The sequence below is a fragment of the Acidovorax sp. SUPP3434 genome, assembly GCF_030159015.1.
GTDB lineage: Bacteria > Pseudomonadota > Gammaproteobacteria > Burkholderiales > Burkholderiaceae_C > Paracidovorax.
Genome location: NZ_BQXL01000001.1, coordinates 112,989 through 134,086, shown reverse-complemented (window position 1 = coordinate 134,086; position 21,098 = coordinate 112,989). Strand labels below are relative to the sequence as shown.

Below are 21,098 nucleotides of genomic sequence, written 5' to 3'. Positions count from 1 at the left end.
CTAGGAATTGTACCAACCGAGCACCTGGGCTTCGCGCACGGCGAAGCCGCGGCCGACCTTGATGCGGATGCGGTGCCCCCGCGTGGTGCACGCGGCGATCTGATCCAGCAGCTCGGCCAGTTGGGCCGCGGCCGGCGTGGTGCCGTGCACGCTGCGCAGCCAGTGGCGCAGCACGTTGGCCTGCCGGGCCCGGCTCAGCGCCTGCAAGGCCGCCAGCCGCGGCGGCACGCCAACGGCGGACAGATCGGCCTCGGCCAGTTCCTGAAGCAGTTCGCTGGCCTGCGCGGCATGCTCGGCGCTGCGGGCGAAGGTGTCGCGGAACTGGGGAAAAGCGGCATCGATCGCCGGCAGCAGCCGGTGGCGGATGCGGTTGCGCGTGTAGTGCTCATCGCCATTGGTGGGGTCTTCCACCCACGCCTCGCCCCGCGCCACCAGCCAGGCGCGAACATCGGCGCCCGCCACCCGCAGCAGGGGCCGATGCCAGTCGAGGCCATCGCGCTGCCAGTGCGCAGGCATGGACGCCAGCCCCGGCACACCGGCGCCCCGAGACAGCGCCAGCAGCAGGGTCTCCGCCTGGTCGTCCGCATGCTGGGCCAATGCTATTGATTTTATAGCATCATGCCCTAGTGTTACTTGTGCCAGACCCGAAAAAGCCTCGTACCGCATCCGGCGGGCGGTGTCTTCCGGGCTTTGGCCCGGCGCGGGGCGTGCGTCCACGCGCGCCACCTGGAGCGGCACGCCCTGGCGCTGGCACAGGTCGGCGCAGTGGCGCTCGAAGCCATCGGCCGCCGCCTGCAGCCCATGGTGCACATGGAACGCATGCACCTGACCGGGCCACCGCCCTGCGCAGGCCAGCAGCAGCGCGGTGGAGTCGGCCCCGCCGCTCAGCCCCACGGCCAGCGGCAAGGCCGGTAAAAAGGCCTCCATGGCGGCGTCAAAGGATTGCGTCATGCAGAAGGGGCGTTTCAGGGGCCGGCGATGGCGGCGTCTTCCATGCAAAACGGCCCCGAAGGGCCGCTGGGTTCATGGCATGGGGCGTGGTGCCGGGGCCCGTCGCGTCAGCGCGTCTCGGCCTTGGTGTCGGTGAAGCGGCCGTAGCTTTGCAGGCGCTCGTAGCGGCGGTCCAGCAGTTCCTTGGGCTTGAGATCGGCCAGTTGGCGGAAGGCATCGCCCAGGGCGCGCTTGAGGAAGGCGGCCATCTGCTTGTGGTCGCGGTGGGCGCCGCCCACGGGCTCGCTCACGATCTTGTCCACGAGGCCCAGGGCCTTGAGGCGGTGGGCCGTGATGCCCATGGCATCGGCCGCGTCCTGCGCCTTGTCGCTGGTCTTCCAGAGGATGGAGGCGCAGCCTTCGGGGCTGATCACCGAGTAGATGGAGTACTGCAGCATCACGACCTGGTCGGCCACGCTGATGGCCAGCGCGCCGCCGGAGCCCCCCTCGCCGATCACGGTGGTGATGATGGGCACTTCCAGTTGCGCCATCTCGAAGATGTTGCGGCCGATGGCCTCGGACTGGCCGCGTTCTTCGGCATCGATGCCGGGATAGGCGCCGGGCGTGTCTACGAAGGTGAACACCGGCAGCTTGAACTTCTCGGCCGTCTTCATGAGGCGCAGGGCCTTGCGGTAGCCCTCGGGGCGGCTCATGCCGAAGTTGCGCGCGGCGCGCTCCTTGGTGTCTCGGCCCTTCTGGTGGCCCAGCACCATGCAGGCATGCCCGTTGAAGCGGGCCAGGCCCCCGACGATGGACAGGTCATCGGCGAAGTGGCGGTCACCGTGCAGTTCGACGAAGTCGGTGAAGATGTCGCGCACGTAGTCGAGCGTGTAGGGGCGCTCGGGATGGCGGGCGATCTTGGTGATCTGCCAGGGCGACAGATCGCTGTAGATGTCTTTGGTGAGCTGATGGCTCTTCTTGCTCAGCTGGTCGATCTCTTCCGAAATATCGACCGCGCTTTCGGTCTGCACGTAGCGCAGTTCTTCGATTTTTCCTTCGAGCTCGGCAATCGGCTGCTCGAAATCCAGAAAGGTTTTTTTCGCCAACGTAATTCTCCTTGGGCTCCTCGCCCTGTTCAGGCCAGCACCACGGGCACGGACGCAGCATCGGTTGCCGCGCCCTCCCGCGAGGGCGTCAATAGTCCACCGGCAACGGGGCGAGCGACCGCCAAATATACCAACTCGCCACGCTGCACCAGGGTTTCCAGGCCTCTGCCACTTCGCGGGCATCGCTGCGGCTCACGGGATCGCCCGAAAAATAGTGCTGGCTGATGCCCTGGATCAGGGTGGCATCGTCCAGCGGCATGACGTTGGGGCGGGCCAGGTGGAAGATGAGGAACATGTCCGCCGTCCAGCGGCCGATGCCGCGGATGGCGATCAGCTCCTCCGTGATGGCCTCGTCGTCCATCGCATCCCAGTCCTTGACGTGCAGCTTGCCGGTATCGAAGTGCAGCGCCAGATCGACCAGGTAGTCCACCTTGCGCGCGGACAAGCCCGCACCGCGCATGTCGTCCACCTTGAGCTTGAGCACGCTGGCCGGCGTCATGGTGCGCGGCAGGGCCGCGAAACGGTCCCATACCTTCTGCGCGGATGCCACCGACACCTGCTGGCCGACGATGCTGCGCGCGAGCGTGGTGAACGCATCGCCCCGCTGGCGCAGGGCCACGTCGCCCAGTTGCGGGATGAGCCGCTTCATCACGCGGTCTTTCTTGACGAGGTGCTTGCAGGCCTCGGCCCAATACGCGGGCGCGATCAGTTGCGGCCCGTCATGGGCTGTCTTTTTCGTCGCAGCCACCGCTTATCCCGCCCGCACCAGAAATTTCACCGGCGCCAAAGGCCGCTTCATCCAGGAACCGCTCACTGCGCCGCCTCCCAGGTCGTGCCGGCGGCGGAGTCCTTGAGGACGATGCCCTGCTCCAGCAGCGCCTTGCGGATGCGGTCGGCCTCGGCGAAATCCTTCGCGGCCTTGGCGGCAGCGCGCGCGGCGATCTGCGCCTGAATGGCGGCTTCGTCCAGCGTGGCGCCGGCCTTCAGGAAGGCTTGCGGATCGCCCTGCAGCAGGCCCAGGCACCCGGCCAGCGCCTTCAGCAGCCCGGCCGTCTGCGGCGACTGCGTGCGGTTGACCTCGCCGGCCAGATCGAACAGCACGGCGACGGCCTCGGGGGTGCCGAAGTCTTCGTCCATGGCGGCCTTGAACCGCGCCGCGTAGGGATCGGTCCAGTCGATCGAGGCCGTGGGCGCCGGCGCGACCAGGCTCAATGCCGTGTACAGGCGCTTGAGCGCGGCGCGCGCGTCGTCCAGGTGGGCGTCGCTGTAGTTGAGGGCGCTGCGGTAATGGGCGCGCACGATGAAAAAGCGCACGGTCTCGGCGTCGTACTTGTCCAGCACGTCGCGGATGGTGAAGAAGTTGCCGAGCGACTTGCTCATCTTCTCGTTGTCCACGCGCACGAAGCCGTTGTGCACCCAGAAGCGCGCCAGTGGCTTGCCGGTGGCGCCTTCGCTCTGCGCGATCTCGTTTTCGTGGTGCGGAAACTGCAGGTCGGCGCCGCCGCCATGGATGTCGAAGCTCTCGCCCAGCGTGGCGCAGCTCATGGCCGAGCACTCGATGTGCCAGCCCGGCCGGCCGGCGCCGAAGGGGCTGTCCCACTTGGCTTCGGGCGGCTCCTCGGGCTTGGCGGACTTCCACAGCACGAAGTCCAGCGGATCGTCCTTGCCGTCGGCCACGGCCACGCGCTCGCCCGCGCGCAACTCGTCGAGCGACTTGCCGGACAGCTTGCCGTAGCCCGCGAACTTGCGCACCGCGTAGTTCACGTCGCCGCCGCTGGCACGGTAGGCCAGGCCCTTGTCTTCCAGCGCGCCGATCAGCGCGAGCATCTGCGGCACGTATTCGGTGGCGCGCGGCTCGATGGAGGGCGGCTCGATGCCCAAAGCGCCGATGTCCTGGTGCATGGCGGCGATCATCTCGTCGGTCAACTGGCGGATGGTGATGCCGCGCTCCACCGCGCGCCGGATGATCTTGTCATCGATGTCGGTGATGTTGCGCACATAGGTCACGCGCAGGCCGCTGCTTTTGAGCCAGCGCTGCACCACGTCGAACGCCATCATCATGCGGGCGTGGCCGATGTGACACAGGTCGTAAATGGTCATGCCGCAGACATACATGCGCACATGTCCGGGCTCCAGCGGAGAAAAAGGCTCCAGCGCACGCGACAGCGTGTTGTAGATACGCAAACTCATGGAAATTCAGTCAAGGGGTGGATGGTGCAGCCGGCGCCCTGGCAAGGGCTGCGCAAAGAGGCGGGAGCCTCCCGGAAGGGCCGTGCGCGGCGGTGCGCACATGCAAAATCAGGAGCGGCAACAGCGTACCGGCATGACAAACCCCTCAGCTACAATCCGCCGCAGTATAAGCCCCCGTTACGGCTTGACACCTCCAACCATTCCCGTCCGCCCATGAAGCATCCACAACGCACCCTTGCCCATCTCCTGCGCCTGATTGCCCTGTCGGCCTTGTTGGGTGCCCCGCTGGCCCACGCGGACGACTATGCCGAGATCACCCAGTTGCTCAAGGCGGGCAAGCCGGCGGATGCCCTGGCCAAGGCCGATCAGCGGCTCACCGCCAACCCCCGCGACCCGCAACTGCGCTTCCTGCGCGGCGTGGCCCAGGCGGATTCGGGCAAGCAGACCGAAGCGGTGGCCACCTTCACGAAGCTCACGGAAGACTATCCCGAGCTGCCCGAGCCCTACAACAACCTGGCCGTGCTGTACGCCAACCAGAACCAGCTCGACAAGGCGCGCACCGCGCTCGAGATGGCCATCCGCACCAACCCCAGCTATGCCACCGCGCATGAAAACCTGGGCGACATCTACGCCAAGCTGGCCAGCCAGGCCTACAACAAGGCGCTGCAGCTCGATGCCACGCACGCGAGCTCGGTCAAGCCCAAGCTGGCACTGATCCGCGACCTGTTCTCGACCGAGGCCAAGGCCTCCACCGCCAAGGCGCCCGCAGCTGCGCCCGTTGCCGCGGCGGCTCCCCGCCCTGCCCCGGCACCCGCGCCCGTGGCGGCCTCCCCGGCGCCTGCCACCCCTGCGCCGGCCCCCGCGCCCACCCCGGCCGCACCGGCCGTGGCCGCTGCACCGGCGCCCACCCCGGCTCCGGCCCCCGCTCCCGCAGTGACGGGCAACACCGCCTCCAGCGCCGCCGCGGCGGAACGGGAAGTGTCCGCTGCAGTGCACGCCTGGGCCAAGGCCTGGGAGAGCCAGGACATGAACGCCTACCTGGGCGCCTACGACAAGAACTACACGCCCAACGGCAAGCAAAGCCACGCCGCCTGGGAAAAAGAGCGCCGCGACCGCATCGTCGGCCGCGCCAAGATCAACGTCAGCGTGAACGATCTGCGCATTTCCGTGAACGGCAACAAGGCGCAGGCGCGCTTTCGCCAGGGCTACAGCTCCGGCAGCTACAGCGTGAACAGCCGCAAGACCCTGGACCTGGTGAACACCGGCGGCCAGTGGACCATCGTGCGCGAGGCCACCGGCGGTTGATGGCGATCGTTTCGGTGACGCGCTCCACCATCGCCTTCGGGATGCTCCCTTGCCCTCTGCTGGCGCACCGCGCCGCATTCGTTCCCGCTTGAAGCCTCGCATGCCTGCGGGACGTTCCCCCTGGAGCCGCGGCATTGCGGCGGGCATGGCGCTGTCGCTGCTGGCGGCAGCCTGGCCCGCGCACGCCCAGGGCGACAAGCTGCGCGGCGTGGGCAAGAACGCGCGCACGGCGCCCGTGCGCGTCGCCCCGCTGGCCGATGGGCAGGCAGAAAAGCGCCTCATGGAGGTCTATCGCCTCACCGGCGAAGGCAAGGGCCGGGAAGCCCTGGCCAAGGCCGAGAGCCTGGTGCGCGACCACCCCAACTTCCAGCTCGCGCAACTGGCGCTGGGCGACCTGCTGTCGGCCCGCACGCGGCCGCTGCGGCAGATGGGCGACGTGCCGGCCGGCCAGGGCGATGCCCCGCCACCCCAGGAAGCCGCCGACGTGCTGGCCGAGCTGCGCGCGGAGTCGCGCCAGCGCACGGACGCCCTGCGGGTGCGCCCCCAGGCGCGCACCATTCCCGCCCAGTTCATCGAGCTGTCGCTGCGCTCGCGGCACGCGATCGCGGTCGATGCGTCGCGCTCACGGCTCTACCTGTTCGAGAACACGCCCAACGGGCTGGAGCTCGTGGCCGACTACTACGCCTCGGTGGGCAAGCTCGGCATCGAAAAGCTCATCGAGGGCGACCAGCGCACGCCGCTGGGCGTGTACTTCATCACGAGCCGCCTGGACCCGGCCACGCTCAAGGACTTCTACGGCGCCGGCGCCCTGCCCATCAACTACCCCAATCCGCTGGACCAGAGCCGCGGCAAGACGGGCAGCGGCATCTGGCTGCACGGCACGCCGCCGGACCAGTTCTCGCGCGCGCCGCTGGCCACCGACGGGTGCCTGGCCCTGGCCAACCCGGACCTGGAGCGCATCCTGCGCACGGTGGAGCCACGCTCCACACCGGTGGTGATCGCACGGCAGCTGCAATGGGTGCCGCCCCACAGCGTGCAGGCCGACCGCAAGGCGTTCGATGCGGTGCTGGATGCCTGGCGCACCGCCAAGTCGCAGGGCGACCTGCAGCGCCTGATGGGGTTTTACGCCCCCACGTTCCAGAGCTACGGCAAGATGCCGCTGCAGGAGTTTTCCAAGCAGCTGGGCGCGGAAACGCGCGCGCTGCGCGGGCGGCCGATCCAGCTCAAGGACAAGACCCTGCTGCGCTGGACGGATGCCTCCGACACCATGGTGGTAACGTTCGGCGAGGTCATCGAAGGGGCCCGCACCGGCCCCGTCAAGCGCCAGTACTGGACCCGCAAGGGCAACCAATGGCAGATATTTTTCGAAGGAGTGATTGGATGATTTCCAGAAGAAATTCGACCCTGGCGCTGGCCGGCATGGCGCTGGCAGCTATCGTTTCCGTCGCACCCGCCCAGGCGCAGGATGCGGCGGCCCCCAAGGTGAAGCTCGCCACGTCGCTGGGCGACATCGTGGTCCAGCTCGACCCCACCAAGGCCCCGAAGACGGTGGACAACTTCCTGTCCTATGTGAAGGACAAGCACTACGACGGCACCGTCTTTCACCGCGTGATCAACGGCTTCATGATCCAGGGCGGCGGCTTCACGCCCGACATGCAGCAAAAGCCCACCAAGGCACCGATCCCGTTGGAGGCCAACAACGGCCTCAAGAACGACAACTACACCATCGCCATGGCCCGCACCGGCAACCCGGACTCGGCCACCTCGCAGTTCTTCATCAACGTGAAGGACAACGCCATGCTCAACGCCACCGGTGAAGGCAACGGCTACGCCGTGTTCGGCAAGGTGGTCTCGGGCACCGACGTGGTGGACAAGATCAAGGCCGTGTCCACGGGCAACAAGGGCATGCACCAGAACGTGCCCACGACGCCCGTCGTCATCACCTCCGCCACCGTGGTCAAGTAAGAGCCCGCGGCCCCTCTTCACCACGGCCCTCCCGGCCCCCAACGCTTTCCAAGGAATCCCATGAGCAACCCCCAAGTCGAACTGCACATCGCCGGCCACGGCGTCATCACCCTCGAACTCGATGCCGAAAAGGCGCCGAAGTCCACCGAGAACTTCCTGGCCTACGTGAAGAAGGGCCACTACGACAACACGATCTTCCACCGCGTGATCCCCGGCTTCATGGTGCAGGGCGGCGGCTTCGAGCCCGGCATGAACCAAAAGGGTACCGAAGCCCCGATCGAGAACGAGGCCAACAACGGCCTGAAGAACGCCAACTACACCGTGGCCATGGCCCGCACGAGCGATCCGCACTCGGCCACCGCCCAGTTCTTCATCAACGTGGCCGACAACGGCTTCCTGAACCACACCGCGCCGTCCGCCCAGGGCTGGGGCTATGCCGTGTTCGGCAAGGTGGTCCAGGGAACCGAAGTGGTCGATGCCATCAAGGGCGTGAAGACCGGCCGCAAGGGCTTTCATGACGACGTGCCCAAGGACGACGTGATCATCGAGAAGGCCGTCGCCCTGTAATCGCGGCGACCGCGGCGCACCCATCCCCGCCCGCCCCGTGACCACGACCGTGCCCCGGTTCGAGGAGCTTGCCGCTCCTTCGGACTGGCGCACGGTCGAATTCATTTCCGACCTGCACCTGCAGGCCAGCGAGCCCGCCACGTTCGAGGCCTGGCGACGCTATCTGCGGACCACCGACGCGAGCGCGGTGTTCATCCTGGGCGACCTGTTCGAAGTGTGGGTGGGCGACGACTGCATCGACGATGCCGAGGGCGCCTTCGAGGCTGAATGCGGCGCCCTGCTGCGCGAGGCGGCCCGCCAGCGGCCGGTGTTCTTCATGCACGGCAACCGCGACTTCCTGGTCGGGCCGCGCTTTCTGGCCCACTGCGGCTTGACGGGGCTGCACGACCCGACGGTGCTGCAGTTCGGCGGCGAACGCACCGTGCTCAGCCACGGCGACCTGCTCTGCCTGGACGACGTGGACTACCAGCGCTTTCGCGCGCAGGCCCGCAGCACGGAGTGGCAGCAGCGGTTCCTGTCCCAGCCGCTGGCCGTGCGGCGCGCGCAGGCCCGCGGCATCCGCGAGCAGAGCGAGGCGCGCAAGCAGTCCGGCGATGCCGCCTACGCCGATCTGGACGGCCCGGCCACGCAGCAGTGGCTGCAGGCCGCAGGCGCCCGCACGCTGATCCACGGCCACACGCACCGCCCCGCCGTCCACGCCGTGGGGCCGGGCCTGCAGCGCGTGGTGCTGAGCGACTGGGACGCGGCCGCCCGCCCGCCGCGCGCCGAGGTGCTGCGCCTGTCGCCCGGCCGGGGCTTGGAACGGCTCGCCGCCGTCCCCATGTAGGCGGCATCTCTTTTTCCGCCAGGGAGTGCGCGAGCAGGCCCTCCCCCTCTTTCATGCCTGCTCTCTGGAACAAACTCTGGCACCGCGTGCGCGCGACCGTCGCCCCCGTGCCGGAGATCTCGGCCTCGCTCTGGCTGCAGACCCTGCAGCGCTACCCGTTCCTGTCCGCCCTGCCGCTGCAGGACCAGGCCAAGCTGAGGGCGCTGAGCGCCCTCTTTCTGCAGCGCAAGGAATTCACTGGCGCGCACGGCCTGCAGGTCACCGATGCCATGGCGGTCGCCATCGCAGCCCAGGCGTGCCTGCCCGTGCTGCACTGGGGCACGCCCGCTCAGGCACTCGACTGGTACGACGATTTCGTGGGCATCGTGGTCCACCCCGGCGAGGCCGTGGCGCGCCGGCAGTCCACCGACGAGGCCGGCGTGGTGCACGACTACACCGAGGTGCTGCTGGGCGAGGCCATGCACCGGGGCCCCGTCATGCTGAGCTGGCCGGCCGTGGACAGCGCGGGCAGCGGCCAGGACCGGGGCATGAGCGTGGTCATCCACGAGTTCGTCCACAAGCTGGACATGCGCAACGGCAATGCCGACGGCTACCCGCCCCTGCCGCCGGGCTTTCTGGGCACCAACGGCCCGCAGGCGGCGCGGCAGGCCTGGCGCGCGGCGTGGCAGCCGGCCTACGACGCCTTCCGGGAGCGCGTGATCATCGCCGAGCGCTTTGGCGGCGAATGGCCCTGGCTGGATGCCTACGGCGCGACGGCCCCGGCCGAATTCTTCGCCGTGGCGTGCGAGGCGTACTTCGTGGACCGGGCGACGTTCGCCGCCGAGTTCCCGGACCTGATGCCCACGCTGGACGCCTTCTACCGCCGGGGATTGTGAGTCAAAACCCCTTCACGCCCTAGATTTCATTGCCCTCATTGCTATTATTTATATAGCAATCGCCAGCTTGGCCGGCGCGGGTGCTCACAGCGCGGATTCGAACAGTTCCAGTTGCGGCGGCCCCAGGTACAGATCGCGCTTTTGCCCCGCGCCCGCGTGCGCGGCACGGAAGGCGTCGGAGCGGGTCCACGCCTCGAAATCCGCGCGCGACGCCCAGACGGTGTGCGATGCGAACAGCGTGTGCTCGGGCGTCGTGTCGCCCCGCAGCAGGTGGAAGGCCTGGAAGCCCGGCACCTGCGCCAGATGGCTGTCGCGCTGACGCCAGATCTCGACGAACTCTTCCTCACGGCCGGGGGCGATGCGGAAACGGTTCATGGCAACGAACATGGTGGGAAGCTCCCTGAAGTGAAAGATCAGAAATGAAACCGCAGAAGTGAAACCGCAGGAGGGGCCGCGTTCACCGGACGGCGAGGCGCGGCGCGCGCCTGCCGCAGCAGGGTCGGCGCGCCCGTGGCGCTCAGGGCTTGCGCGCCATCTCGCCCGTCGCGACCCGGCGGCGCAGCTCGGCCAACACGGTTTTCATCCGCCGCTCGTTCTCCACGCCCATGCGCACGAGGATCTTCTGGCCGCTGGACAGGGCCTGCAGCTTCGGGTCGGCGAACTCGTAGCGCACCCAGGGGCGCGTGGAGGGCACCTCACCGGCCACCTTGGTGAGCTGCACCTGCACCGGGCCGGTGGGCTCGGGCGCCTGCAGCAGGTTGTCCAGCGTGGCCACCAGCCGGTCGTTGAAGTAGCGGCGCGGAAAGCCCAGTTCTTCGTACGCCTGCTGGAATAGCGGGTACAGCCGGGCGTACAGCGCAACGGCCTGGTCCTGCGGAATGGCTTCGGCCAGCATGACGAAGGCGCGGTAGCGGCCCGCATTGGTGGCGGCGATCGTCTCCGTCTCGCTGCCCTCGCCATCCACCAGGAACCGCTGCGGCATGGGCTGCACGGGCCACAGGCGGGACGGCGCGCTCTGGCGCGACAGGTTGTCCACCGTGGCGACCGCGCGCTGCACGAAGCCGTCCATGCGCAGCAGCGCCGCGACCGAGTCCGCCCCCACCCATCCCGTGACCGCCTCGGTCAGGGGGCGGTCCGATTCGGCCAGGGTGGGGAGTTTGGCATCGGGCGGCTGCACCGTGTCCATGGGGTTCTGCGGGCCGGAGGCCGCGGATGCGGGCGGCGCGGCGGCTTCGGACGCTGACTGGCTGGCCACGGGCGGCAACGCCACCGGTTCGGACGCCGTGCGCCCCAAGAACCACCAGGCCGCGCCGGCGCCCAGCGCGCCAGCGACCAGCACCCATGGAATCCAGGCGCGCGAAGCCTGCTGCGCGGGCCGCAACTCCACCGTGTCACGTTCAGGCATGAATGCCTCCTTTTCTTGGGTTTCGGGAAAGCCGCGGTAGAAAGACAAGATGCCCCGCGGCCGCCCATCGATTGGAAGCGATGGACTCCACCGGGCCGTAACGCCGTGTGACGGGTCCGGTCACCGCTGGCATGGGGGGTGTCGTGCACCGCACGGTGGCCGATGCAAGCCGGCCGGGGTCCACGCAAGGAACGGTGGGCCCGCGGGGCCCATCGGTCAGCCGCTCAGCGCGCGGCCTGCGGCTGCGGGTGCTGCAGGCCGCCCAGCCATCGCATGGCATCGGTCAGTTCGGCCTGCCGGATCTCGTGCGCGCCGGGGTATTCGCGGTAGGTCAGGTCCAGCGACAGCCCCCGGGCATGGTCACGGATGGCGTGGGCCTGGGCCAGGGGAATCACGTTGTCCTGCACGCCATGGCTCACCCAGAGCGGCTTGCCGTGCAGGCTCTCGGCCGCGGCGGCGAACGGCATCGCCTGGGGCAGCAGCCGGCTGTGCCACACCATGGCGGCGTGCAGCAGCTCCGGCCGGGTGAACAGCAGGGACAAGGCCATGATGCCGCCCTGGCTGAAACCGCCCACCACCACCCGCTCGGACGGCACGCCCAACTGCAGCGCAGCGGCCTCGACCGTGAGCGCCACCAGCGAGCGGCTGGCCGCCTCCTGAGGCTCGTGGATGGAACGGCTGCCATCGGGCAGCACGGAAAACTCGAACCACGCATGGGCGCCCGGCCCCATGGCATGCGGCGCGCGCAGGCTCACGACATGGAAATGCGGGGGAACGTAGGGGGCCAGGCCGAACAGGTCGCCCTCGTTGCTGCCCACGCCGTGCATGAGAACGAGCAGCCAGGGAGAGGTGGTGTGGGCCGCGGCGGGGCGGTTCAAAAAGGGAAGCGGCAGATCAAGCATCGATGGGTGCCTTGAAAAGGCGTTCAAGGCAGGGATGAAGGGTTGCGAATCGGGGTTGGAGTGGAACGGGGCCCGGGGAGTTCATGCCGCGGACTGCAGGGCGAAGGCGTCCATGGCCAGGGCACCATAGCGGACCTCCCGGCTCAGGTAGTGCGCCTGCGCCTCGGGGCCGGCGGCGCCCAGGGCGAAAAACAAGGGCAGGAAATGGTCTTCGCTGGGGTGGGCGCGCTCGGCATGTGGGGCCTGCCGCCGGTAGTCCAGCAGCGCGGGCCAGTCGCGCCGCCGCACGGCGTCTTCGATCCAGCGGCTGAATTCGGTCACATAGGGCAAGGGCTCGTTGGCGCCGCCGAAGAACTCGGCCAAGTTGTGCGTCATGCTGCCGGAGCCCACCACCAGCACGTCTTCGCTGCGCAGGCCCTGCAACGCGGCGCCCATGGCGTAGACCTCGGCTGGGCCGGCGGTGGACGGCAGCGCCACCTGCACCACGGGCAGCCGGGCGTCGGGAAACAGGTGCATCAGCGGCACCCAGGCGCCATGGTCGAAGGGCCGCTCCGCATCGCCTTCGGCCGCGATGCCGGCCGAACGCAGGCGCGCCAGCACCGTTTCGGCCAGGGCCGGCGCGCCTGCGGCCGGGTAGCGCAAGGCATACAGGGCCGGCGGAAATCCTCCGAAGTCGTGCCAGGTGGCGGGCTGCGGCCCGGTCATCACTTTCGGGGATCGCGGCATCCAGTGCGGCGACATGACCACCACCCCGCGAAGGTGCGGAAAGCCCGCCTGCACCTCCTGGCCCCAGCGGGTGAGGGCCGGGCCGGTTTCGCCGGCATCCACCGCGAACAGCGGGGCGCCATGGGAGAGATACAGCGCGGGGAGTTCGGCATTCCTGCCGCTGTCGGTGGGTGCGCGGGCCCGTTCCAGATCGGACATGAAGATTCCTCGGTTGCCGACAGATGGGGTCGGTGGCGGCGGTTCCAACCCCCTGGGCGATCGGCGCAGCCTGTGCCGCCACCGGGCAGCGAACGCCCGCCGTGGCGCTGCCCGCCTTTTCAGTCGCGCACCGGGCCGCGCAGCGCCTTGATGCCCGAGCGCACGCTCTTGGATTCCAGGCGCCGCTGCTTGGAGCCGTAGGTCGGCTTCGTGGCCCGGCGGGTGCGCGGCGGCTGCGCCACGCTGGCCACCAGGGCCTGCAGGCGCTGGAGTCCGTCGAGGCGGTTGGCTTCCTGGCTGCGGTACTGCTGCGCCTTGATGACCAGCACGCCCTCCTGCGTGATCCGGCTGTCGCGCAGGGCGAGCAGGCGCTCCTTCACGCCGTCGGGCAACGAAGACGCCGCGATGTCGAAGCGCAGGTGCACCGCGCTCGACACCTTGTTGACGTTCTGCCCGCCAGCGCCCTGCGCCCGCATGGCGGTGATCTCCACCTCGCGCTCATCCACCTGGGGCACGAAGGCGGTCGGCGGCGCGGTCATCGGCTGGCCGCCGGCTGCGCCCCGTCCGCCAGCGCGGCCAGCAACGCGGCCATGAAGGGCCGGGGCTGTTCGAACTGCACCCAGTGGCCGGCCTCGGGGATGAAGTCCAGGCCGCGGAAGTCCGGCACCACCGCCCGGAACGCCGCCTCGAGCTCCACGATCCAGCGCTTGTAGAGGGCATCGTTGCGGCCATAGATGGCGTGCACCGGGCAGGTCACCCGGGGCAGCGAGCGCGCCAGGATGTCGGTGTGCGCCAGCCGGCGGCGCGGCATGCGGTCGCGCACCACGTTGGCCACGTGCAGGCCCAGCGCCAGGCCTTCGATGAGCGCCGGGTCCTGCAGCATCAGCACGGCCAGGTTGTGGCGGTGCACCTGCGGCTGCTGGTCCGCGGGCAGGTGCCGCCAGGCTTTCAGTTCGAACTGGCGGTGCGGCACCACGCCCATGGCCGGCGCGCCCACGATGACCAATTGCCGGGCCAGCTCGGGGTGGTCGGCCAGCAGCAGGCCCCCCACCATGCCGCCGAAAGAGAACCCCACCAGATCGCAGGGCTGCGGCCCCCACAGCGCGCGCATGCCCTCGCACAGCGGCTCGACCAGCGCGTCGGCATCGGCGCCGGCCAGGGGCAGAGCGGACTCCCCGAAACCGGGCAGGTCCGGCACCCAGACCTGGTAGCCCGCCGCGACCAGGTCTTCGATGTTGCGCACCCAGTGGGTCCAGCTGCCGCTGCCGCCGTGCAGCAGCACCAGAGGCGGCTGCTCCGGCACGGCCGGTCCCCAGGCGTGCCACACCAGATCGCCGTCGCCGCAAGGCGTGGTGTGCCGCGCGGCCAGCGCCTGCAGGCGCCGCACTTCGGGCGGGGTGCCATCGGGCGCCGCAGCCCCGGCAGGTCCGGGGTGGACCGCTGGGGCGGAGGGCACCGTCACCATCCCGCCAGGCCGTCGATGGCCAGCGGATAGCCCTGCACGCCGAACCCGCACATCACCGCGCGCGCCACGCCGGACAGGTAGGAATGGTGGCGGAAGGCTTCGCGGGCATGCACGTTGCTGATATGCAACTCCACCAGCGGCACGCCCGTGCCCTTGACGGCATCCAGCAGTGCCACGCTGGTGTGGGTGTAGGCCGCGGCATTCAGCACCACGCCGGCCAGTTCGCCAGCACCGTGGAGGCGGCCAGCCTCATGGATCCAGTCCACCAAGTCGCCCTCATGGTTGCTCTGGCGGAACTGCAGCGCAAACCCGTGGCGCTCGCACGCCTGGGCGCACAGCCGCTCCACATCGGCCAGCGTGTGCACGCCGTACACCGAGGGCTCGCGCGTGCCGAGCAGGTTCAGATTGGGTCCGTTGAGGACAAAGACGGTTTTCACAGGGCCAGCACTCCAGGCAAGGCGTCGCCGCCAGTCGGCGAACGCGAACAGGGCGAATTATGCGTGGCGCTCCCAAAGAAAACGGCCCCGAGGGGCCGTTGGGACTGCATGAGCAGCCAGGGGACAGCGATGGGTTTCAGCGACCGTAGTAGTAGCCCCGGTCCCGTCCGTGCCAGTGGCGGCCGCCGCCGTAGTACCCGTAGGGGGCGACCACCACCGGAGGCGGGGGCGCGTAGTACACCGGCCGTGGCGGCGGGTAGTAGACGGGAGGGGGTGCATAGACCACCGGGGGCGGGCCGTAATAAACGGGACGGGGCGGTGGGTAATAGGCTGGCGGGGCCACCACGACGGGGTAACCACCGCCCCCGACACCGACCGCCACGCCGGGCGCCCCGATGCCCACAGACCAGGAAATATCGCGTGCCTGGGCGGCACCGGTGCCCGCCAGGAGGGCGAGCGCCACGCCGGCGGTGGCGGCCATGGCTGAGAGAGAGCGGCTGTTCGTCATGGAAATCTCCTTTGGATGGGAGCCCCGCCATCGCGGAACTCCCGTGGATGCTCAACGCATCACATGTCCGAAAGGATGGCACAAACCCCCTGCAATGTTGTTTCTGGACGTAGCGCGCTGTGTTTCACCCGGTAACGCCCCCGGCACCGCCGCCTAGAATGCCGCCATGAGTTCCCCAGCCCCCCTCGACCCCTCCTCCAACGCCGCGGCCAAGCCCAGCAATTTTCTTCGCCAGATCATCGAGAGCGATCTCGCCAAGGGCACGCATGCCCAGGCGCGCTGGGGCGGCACGCCCGGCGATGCGGCCCACCATGCCGGCGGGCAGCCCGACCCGGCGAAGATCCGCACGCGTTTCCCCCCCGAACCCAACGGCTACCTGCACGTCGGCCATGCCAAGAGCATCTGCCTGAATTTCGGACTGGCCGCCGACTACGGCGGCGTGTGCCACCTGCGCTTCGACGACACCAACCCGGAGAAGGAAGACCAGGAGTACGTGGACGCCATCATCGATGCCGTGCATTGGCTCGGCTTCGACTGGAAGGCCAGCGGCGACGGCGCCGACCACCTGTACTACGCCAGCAACTATTTCGATTTCATGTACCGCGCGGCCGAGTACCTGATCGAAAGCGGCAAGGCCTACGTGGACGAGCAGACCCCCGACGAGATGCGCGCCAACCGTGGCGACTTCGGCAAGCCCGGCGTGGACAGCCCCTTTCGCAGCCGCACCGTGGCCGAGAACCTCGCGCGATTTCGCGAAATGCGCGAAGGCAAGCTGCCCGACGGCGCCGCCGTGCTGCGCGCGAAGATCGACATGGCCTCGCCCAACATCAACCTGCGCGACCCGGCCATCTACCGCATCAAGCACGCCGAGCACCACAACACCGGCAACCAGTGGTGCATCTACCCCATGTACACCTTCGCGCACCCCATCGAGGACGCGCTGGAGCACATCACCCACAGCATCTGCACGCTGGAATTCGAAGACCAGCGCCCCTTCTACGACTGGCTCATGGACCGCTTGGTGGAAGGCGGCCTCATCGCCGCGCCGCAGCCGCGCCAATACGAGTTCGCGCGCCTGAACCTCACCTACGTGGTCACCAGCAAGCGCAAGCTCAAGCACCTGGTGGACAACGGCATCGTGACCGGCTGGGACGATCCCCGCATGCCCACCATCGTCGGCCTGCGCCGCCGCGGCTACACGCCCGAATCGATCCGCCTGTTCTGCGAACGCATCGGCGTGACCAAGGACTACAGCTGGATCGACTACAGCACGCTGGAAGGCTGCCTGCGCGAAGACCTGGAAGCCAAGGCCCACCGCGGCATGGCGGTGCTCAACCCCGTCAAGCTGGTGCTGACCAACTGGGACGAGGTCATGGGTGCCGGCCACCTGGAGCCCTGCAGCCTGCCCGCCCTGCCCCACCCGCCCGAAGGCATCGAATCGCCCCTGCGCCATTTCACGATCGGCAAGGAAGTGTGGATCGAGCGCGAAGACTTCGAGGAAGTGCCCCCCAAGGGCTACAAGCGCCTGTTCCCCGGCAACAAGGTGCGCCTCAAGGGCGGCTACGTGATCGAATGCACGGGCTGCAACAAGGACGCCGATGGCCGGATCACCGAAGTGCTGGCCACCGTGGTGCCCGACACCAAGAGCGGCACCCCCGGGGCCGACACCGTGAAGGTGAAGGCCGCCATCACCTGGGTGGGCGTGGCCGATGGCGTGAAGGCGGAGGTGCGCATGTACGACCGGCTGTTCACCGATGCGCAGCCCGATGCCGGCGGGAAAGACTTCCTCACGCTGCTGAACCCGGACAGCCTGAAGGTCGTGACGGCCATCGTGGAGCCCTCGCTGGCCAACGCCCGACCGGGCGACCAGTTCCAGTTCGAGCGGCACGGGTACTTCGTGGCGGACAGCAAGGACCACGCGGCGGGCAAGCCGGTGTTCAACCTGGCCGTAGGCCTGAAGGACTCCTGGGGCAAGTAAGCCAACGCAACAGCCGACCCGGGCGACGGCGGCCATCGCCGTCGCGGGCCGGTCCCGTTATCCAACGATGGAAGTCCCTGGCCATCCAGCGCCAGGGACGCATCGCACTCCCGATTTCGAGAATGAACTTTTCCTCGCGCCTTCAACAACTCCCATCCGTTGCCGACCTCTCCGCCCTGCACCTGCTGGGCCCGGACGGACAGGTCATCGCCACGCTGGAAAACAAGCCCGGACAAGCAGGCTCCCTGGCCGTCTACAACGCGTTGTCTGCCTTGCACGGCGGCACCATCACGCCTGCAGCGGCCAGCCTGGGCCTGGAGTGGTACGCAGAGCACACGGCCGATGCACACGCCCATCCCGGCAAGCACCCCAATATCGACCGCCTGGTGGCCTGGGCGTCCGGCACGGCCAGCTACCGTGCGCAGCGGGTACCAGCGCTCCCGCCCGCCGCCTGACATCCGGGCAAGGCCGGCTCGAAAGCATCGCGATTTCGGCAGTGACACCCTCTCCATGGCGGCGTCATCTCTGACGGCCACGGCGCTGGCGCGCCAACCATAATCCGCCCGACACAAGCCTGTCGCCTGTGTCCCGGCCCGATCGCCGGACCACCCACTTGGAGGCGCGATTGAAACACCCTCACCGTTCATGGGCCCGCGCGGCATGGCAAGTCACCGGCATCCTGGCCTTGGCGGCGTGGCTGACCGGTTGCTCCGCCGTCGGCACGCTCAATGCACTCACGGCCAAGGACAGCCATACCGTCCAGGCCGGCGTGGCCTACGGCACTCTGCCGCGCCAGCAACTGGACATCTACCGGCCGAAAACGACGGCGCCAGCGGCCGGCTGGCCGGTCGCGGTGTTCTTCTATGGCGGCTCCTGGAACAGCGGCGAGCGCGGCGACTACCTGTTCCTGGGCGAAGCGCTCGCGGCACGGGGCGTTCTGACGATGGTGGCCGACTACCGCCTCTACCCCGAGGTGCGCTACCCCGAATTCCTGCAGGACAGCGCACTGGCCGTGGCCTATGGCCTGGACCATGCGGCGCAGTGGGGTGGCGACCCGAAACGGGTGTTCGCCATGGGCCACAGTGCCGGCGGCTACAACGCGGCGATGCTGGCGCTGGACCCGCGCTGGCTGCAGCCCACGGGCCACACGCCGAACGAGCTTGCCGGCTGGATCGGTCTGGCGGGGCCGTACGACTTCTTTCCCACCGACAACCCGCAAGCGCAGCCGGTGTTTTTCCACCCGAACTACCCGCCCAAGGCCCAGCCCATCGAGTTCGCACACCCTGGCGCGCCGCGCACCTTCCTGGCGGCCCCGGTCAACGACCGATTGGTGAGCCCGGAGCGCAGCACCCAGCAGATGGCGCAGAAGCTGCAGGCCGCTGGCGTGCCGGTCACGCTGAAGTCGTATCCCCGTGCCAGCCACACCACGCTCGTCGGCGCATTCGCGTGGCCGCTGCGCTGGGTTGCGCCGGTGGTGGACGATGTGGAGGCGTTCATCCAGGCAGTGCCGCCGGCTCAGTGAACTCGCCTCGACGGCCTGCACTGCCCTATTCAACAGGAGGACAAATTAACCAATGATCAATCGTCGAGCCCATTTCGCACCATCAGCCAAGACCGGTTCCAGAACGGCGTTTTGCGCTTGACGGGGTATTTGTGCCTCAGCCACCGAGGCGTTTGAAGAACGGTCACCGACCAGCGCTTTCCATCGTCAAAAAAAGAAAAAATGATGGCCTGCGCTGCTGGTGCGACCTCCGGGTTTTTAAAGATGCCTGGGGTGTAGTCGACAGAGATTTCCAGCGAATCCTCGATATGCAAGGCTGGATTCAGCCAATGGACGAAAAGCGCCTCTTCCTGCGGATTGCCTTCCGTCGTGATAACCAGATATCCGCGTTCGTCTTCGAACTGCGCTTCCAGAACCCCGCCTTGCAGTTCGACCGTGCGTGCGCTGGGCGCATGCATTAACACGAGGGCTGGCGCTTCTTTTTCAGCCGGGCGGCGATGTTCCAACTGAAAAGCCTGCGACGGTCGGAGCGCCATCAGAAAATCCATCCAAACGAAAGATCGGCCCCCAGCGCACCCAAGGCACCGCCGACGAACACGCCCGTTGCGAATGGATTGAACCTGCCGCGTCGCATCGTCGGCCGAGAGTGCTCCTGATGCCATCCGGGCGCGGTACTCCTGCGCCAATTGGCGGGTTTTCTCGATGTAACTCTGCCGCACTTTCCCGTCTTGAATGAAACGCTGGGCAAAATTGGCGGTGACGGATTCCAGCTGAGAAATCGATCCATCGAGCGCAGTTTTGCCATACACGTCATTCATGAAACCTCCCTTTTGCAACTTGCTTTATTGTCACAAAGTGTACTCAAAGCCCTAGATGCAACGCCCGAGGAAAACTGTTTTGCAGCGGTGTCATGCAGCCTACAGCTGCGTCTCCAGCAAACTCGCCATCCGCTCGGCCAGCTTCTCCTTCATCGGCCGATCCAGCCAGTCCTGATGGGTTACCCGCCGCGACCGCTTCAGATCATCTTCGAACACCACCGTCTGCCGCTGTGCAAAAGGGGCGTCGTACACGTTCAGGTTGGCCTCGTCGTTCAGCCGGAACGAGCGGTTGTCGAAGTTGGTGGAGCCCACCGACACCATGAGTTGGTCCACGATCATGACCTTGCAGTGGTACATGGTGGGCTCGTACTCGTAGATCTCGGCGCCGGCCTGCAGCAGCTCGCCCCAGGTGGCGCGGGAGGCGGCCTTGACGGTTTCGGTGTCGGTGTGCTCGCCGGGCGTGATGAGCCGGATGCGCACGCCGCGCGCCAGGGCGTCCAGCATGAGTTGCCGGGTCAGGTCGTCGGGCACGAAGTACGCCACCGACAGGTCGAGGCTGTGCTCGGACGAGGTGATGGCCAGGTGGTACATGAGCTGCATGCTCTCGCTGCCGCTGGAGGGCGAGCTGGAGAACATCTGCGCCTTCTGCGTGCCGCTCTGGGCGATGGCGGGAAAATACGCCTCGCCGTGCATCACCTTGCCCGTGACCTTGAGCCAGTTGTCCAGGAAGGTGGCCTGCATCTGCGCGACCGCCGGGCCCTTGACCTGGTAGTGCGAATCGCGCCAGTGGTCGGGGTCCTGCGCGTTGCCGGTCCATGCGGGTGCGATGCCCACCCCGCCGGTGAAGCCCACCAGTCCGTCGGTGACGAGCAGCTTGCGGTGGGTGCGGTTGTTCAGGCGCGCCAGGTTGTACCAGTGGGGTTTGTGGAATTTCTCGACCTCCACGCCGGCCGCCTTCATCTCGGTGAAGTAGCTCTCGTCCATCTTGGAGCTGCCCACCCAGTCCAGCAGCACATGCACCTTCACGCCGGCACGGGCGCGCTCGCTCAGGGCATCGGCGAACTGCTTGCCGATGTCGCCGGACCAGTAGATGTAGGTTTCGAAGGTGACGCTTTTCTGCGCGGCCCGGATGGCGGCCAGCATGGGCGGAAAGATCTGGTCGCCGTTGAGCAGCTCCACCACCTCGTTGCCGCTGGTGATGCCCGGGCCCAGCAGGCTGCCCATGGCGCGTTCGTACTGCGGGTGGGCGGTGGTGTACAGGCGCGGGATCTGGTGCTGCACTTTCTTCTCGCCGGCGGTGAAGTTCAGCGCGAACAGCACGATGGCGGTGGTGGCCACGAAGGTGAGTGCTACGGTGAGCAGGGTGCGGCCTGTTTTTTTCATGTGCGCGATTGTG

Annotated in this window: 23 protein-coding genes; 9 read left to right on the top strand and 14 right to left on the bottom strand. The window is 68.0% G+C overall.

Annotated features, from left to right (window positions below; all coding sequences use genetic code 11):
* The 4 genes from tilS to cysS form a co-directional block, all read right to left on the bottom strand.
* Nucleotides 1-951, bottom strand: a complete 951-nt coding sequence (tilS, locus tag AVKW3434_RS00650; RefSeq protein WP_284403534.1) for a tRNA lysidine(34) synthetase TilS — start codon at nucleotides 949-951, stop codon at nucleotides 1-3.
* A 107-nt stretch (nucleotides 952-1,058) separates the two neighbouring features.
* Entirely contained in the window at nucleotides 1,059-2,036 is a 978-nt protein-coding gene (locus tag AVKW3434_RS00645) for an acetyl-CoA carboxylase carboxyltransferase subunit alpha (RefSeq protein WP_272563991.1), read from the bottom strand.
* Between the two features lie 88 nt (nucleotides 2,037-2,124).
* On the bottom strand, nucleotides 2,125-2,784 hold the full coding sequence (locus AVKW3434_RS00640; RefSeq protein ID WP_272563992.1) for a DNA-3-methyladenine glycosylase family protein: 660 nt from the start codon (nucleotides 2,782-2,784) through the stop codon (nucleotides 2,125-2,127).
* 62 nt (nucleotides 2,785-2,846) lie between these two features.
* On the bottom strand, nucleotides 2,847-4,226 hold the full coding sequence (gene cysS / locus AVKW3434_RS00635; RefSeq protein WP_284403532.1) for a cysteine--tRNA ligase: 1,380 nt from the start codon (nucleotides 4,224-4,226) through the stop codon (nucleotides 2,847-2,849).
* A 213-nt stretch (nucleotides 4,227-4,439) separates the two neighbouring features.
* On the opposite strand from cysS, the gene AVKW3434_RS00630 reads away from it, so the two are divergent.
* The 6 genes from AVKW3434_RS00630 to AVKW3434_RS00605 all read left to right on the top strand — a co-directional run bounded on the left by AVKW3434_RS00630 (nucleotide 4,440) and on the right by AVKW3434_RS00605 (nucleotide 9,764).
* On the top strand, nucleotides 4,440-5,531 hold the full coding sequence (locus tag AVKW3434_RS00630; RefSeq protein WP_284403530.1) for a L,D-transpeptidase Cds6 family protein: 1,092 nt from the start codon (nucleotides 4,440-4,442) through the stop codon (nucleotides 5,529-5,531).
* Between the two features lie 100 nt (nucleotides 5,532-5,631).
* The gene (locus AVKW3434_RS00625; RefSeq protein ID WP_284403528.1) at nucleotides 5,632-6,915 is read left to right on the top strand and encodes a L,D-transpeptidase family protein; all 1,284 of its coding nucleotides are present in this window, start codon (nucleotides 5,632-5,634) and stop codon (nucleotides 6,913-6,915) included.
* Nucleotides 6,912-7,496 carry a peptidylprolyl isomerase gene (locus tag AVKW3434_RS00620; RefSeq protein WP_284403526.1) on the top strand — a complete coding sequence of 195 codons (585 nt, stop codon included), beginning with the start codon at nucleotides 6,912-6,914 and terminating at the stop codon, nucleotides 7,494-7,496. Before AVKW3434_RS00625 ends, AVKW3434_RS00620 begins: the two co-directional genes overlap by 4 nt.
* A 60-nt stretch (nucleotides 7,497-7,556) precedes the next feature.
* Nucleotides 7,557-8,063 carry a peptidylprolyl isomerase gene (locus AVKW3434_RS00615; protein ID WP_284403524.1) on the top strand — a complete coding sequence of 169 codons (507 nt, stop codon included), beginning with the start codon at nucleotides 7,557-7,559 and terminating at the stop codon, nucleotides 8,061-8,063.
* Nucleotides 8,064-8,100: 37 nt separating this feature from the next.
* On the top strand, nucleotides 8,101-8,889 hold the full coding sequence (locus AVKW3434_RS00610) for a UDP-2,3-diacylglucosamine diphosphatase (RefSeq protein WP_284403522.1): 789 nt from the start codon (nucleotides 8,101-8,103) through the stop codon (nucleotides 8,887-8,889).
* A 53-nt stretch (nucleotides 8,890-8,942) separates the two neighbouring features.
* Nucleotides 8,943-9,764 (top strand): M90 family metallopeptidase, encoded by an 822-nt coding sequence (locus AVKW3434_RS00605; protein WP_284403520.1) that lies wholly within the window; start codon nucleotides 8,943-8,945, stop codon nucleotides 9,762-9,764.
* Nucleotides 9,765-9,848: 84 nt separating this feature from the next.
* Here the strand turns inward: AVKW3434_RS00605 and hmuQ are convergent, their stop codons facing one another.
* From hmuQ to AVKW3434_RS00565, 8 genes are all read right to left on the bottom strand, one after another.
* Nucleotides 9,849-10,151 (bottom strand): heme-degrading protein HmuQ, encoded by a 303-nt coding sequence (hmuQ, locus tag AVKW3434_RS00600; RefSeq protein ID WP_284403518.1) that lies wholly within the window; start codon nucleotides 10,149-10,151, stop codon nucleotides 9,849-9,851.
* Between the two features lie 130 nt (nucleotides 10,152-10,281).
* Complete coding sequence (locus AVKW3434_RS00595; protein WP_284403517.1) at nucleotides 10,282-11,169, bottom strand: DUF3014 domain-containing protein; 888 nt, start codon at nucleotides 11,167-11,169, stop codon at nucleotides 10,282-10,284.
* 224 nt (nucleotides 11,170-11,393) lie between these two features.
* Entirely contained in the window at nucleotides 11,394-12,071 is a 678-nt protein-coding gene (locus tag AVKW3434_RS00590; RefSeq protein ID WP_284403515.1) for an alpha/beta hydrolase, read from the bottom strand.
* An 81-nt stretch (nucleotides 12,072-12,152) separates the two neighbouring features.
* Complete coding sequence (locus AVKW3434_RS00585; RefSeq protein ID WP_284403513.1) at nucleotides 12,153-12,995, bottom strand: DODA-type extradiol aromatic ring-opening family dioxygenase; 843 nt, start codon at nucleotides 12,993-12,995, stop codon at nucleotides 12,153-12,155.
* A 119-nt stretch (nucleotides 12,996-13,114) separates the two neighbouring features.
* Nucleotides 13,115-13,534, bottom strand: a complete 420-nt coding sequence (arfB, locus tag AVKW3434_RS00580; RefSeq protein WP_284403511.1) for an alternative ribosome rescue aminoacyl-tRNA hydrolase ArfB — start codon at nucleotides 13,532-13,534, stop codon at nucleotides 13,115-13,117.
* On the bottom strand, nucleotides 13,531-14,451 hold the full coding sequence (locus AVKW3434_RS00575; RefSeq protein ID WP_502869005.1) for an alpha/beta fold hydrolase: 921 nt from the start codon (nucleotides 14,449-14,451) through the stop codon (nucleotides 13,531-13,533). The genes arfB and AVKW3434_RS00575 overlap by 4 nt, the downstream gene beginning before the upstream one ends.
* A gap of 2 nt (nucleotides 14,452-14,453) precedes the next feature.
* Nucleotides 14,454-14,897: a type II 3-dehydroquinate dehydratase gene (gene aroQ / locus AVKW3434_RS00570; RefSeq protein ID WP_272564006.1), complete on the bottom strand. Its 444-nt coding sequence runs from the start codon at nucleotides 14,895-14,897 to the stop codon at nucleotides 14,454-14,456.
* A gap of 136 nt (nucleotides 14,898-15,033) precedes the next feature.
* Nucleotides 15,034-15,405 (bottom strand): hypothetical protein, encoded by a 372-nt coding sequence (locus AVKW3434_RS00565; protein ID WP_284403508.1) that lies wholly within the window; start codon nucleotides 15,403-15,405, stop codon nucleotides 15,034-15,036.
* Nucleotides 15,406-15,571: 166 nt separating this feature from the next.
* Between AVKW3434_RS00565 and AVKW3434_RS00560 the strand changes: the two genes are divergently transcribed.
* From AVKW3434_RS00560 to AVKW3434_RS00550, 3 genes are all read left to right on the top strand, one after another.
* Nucleotides 15,572-17,383 carry a glutamine--tRNA ligase/YqeY domain fusion protein gene (locus AVKW3434_RS00560; RefSeq protein ID WP_284403506.1) on the top strand — a complete coding sequence of 604 codons (1,812 nt, stop codon included), beginning with the start codon at nucleotides 15,572-15,574 and terminating at the stop codon, nucleotides 17,381-17,383.
* A gap of 122 nt (nucleotides 17,384-17,505) precedes the next feature.
* On the top strand, nucleotides 17,506-17,838 hold the full coding sequence (locus tag AVKW3434_RS00555) for a DUF2322 family protein (RefSeq protein WP_284403504.1): 333 nt from the start codon (nucleotides 17,506-17,508) through the stop codon (nucleotides 17,836-17,838).
* A 170-nt stretch (nucleotides 17,839-18,008) separates the two neighbouring features.
* Complete coding sequence (locus tag AVKW3434_RS00550; protein ID WP_284403502.1) at nucleotides 18,009-18,905, top strand: alpha/beta hydrolase; 897 nt, start codon at nucleotides 18,009-18,011, stop codon at nucleotides 18,903-18,905.
* Between the two features lie 56 nt (nucleotides 18,906-18,961).
* Here AVKW3434_RS00550 and AVKW3434_RS00545 read toward each other — a convergent pair whose 3' ends face one another.
* Both AVKW3434_RS00545 and AVKW3434_RS00540 read right to left on the bottom strand, forming a co-directional pair.
* Nucleotides 18,962-19,702 carry a hypothetical protein gene (locus AVKW3434_RS00545; protein WP_284403500.1) on the bottom strand — a complete coding sequence of 247 codons (741 nt, stop codon included), beginning with the start codon at nucleotides 19,700-19,702 and terminating at the stop codon, nucleotides 18,962-18,964.
* Between the two features lie 99 nt (nucleotides 19,703-19,801).
* Nucleotides 19,802-21,085 carry a phospholipase D-like domain-containing protein gene (locus tag AVKW3434_RS00540; RefSeq protein ID WP_284403498.1) on the bottom strand — a complete coding sequence of 428 codons (1,284 nt, stop codon included), beginning with the start codon at nucleotides 21,083-21,085 and terminating at the stop codon, nucleotides 19,802-19,804.
* Nucleotides 21,086-21,098: the final 13 nt, after the last annotated feature.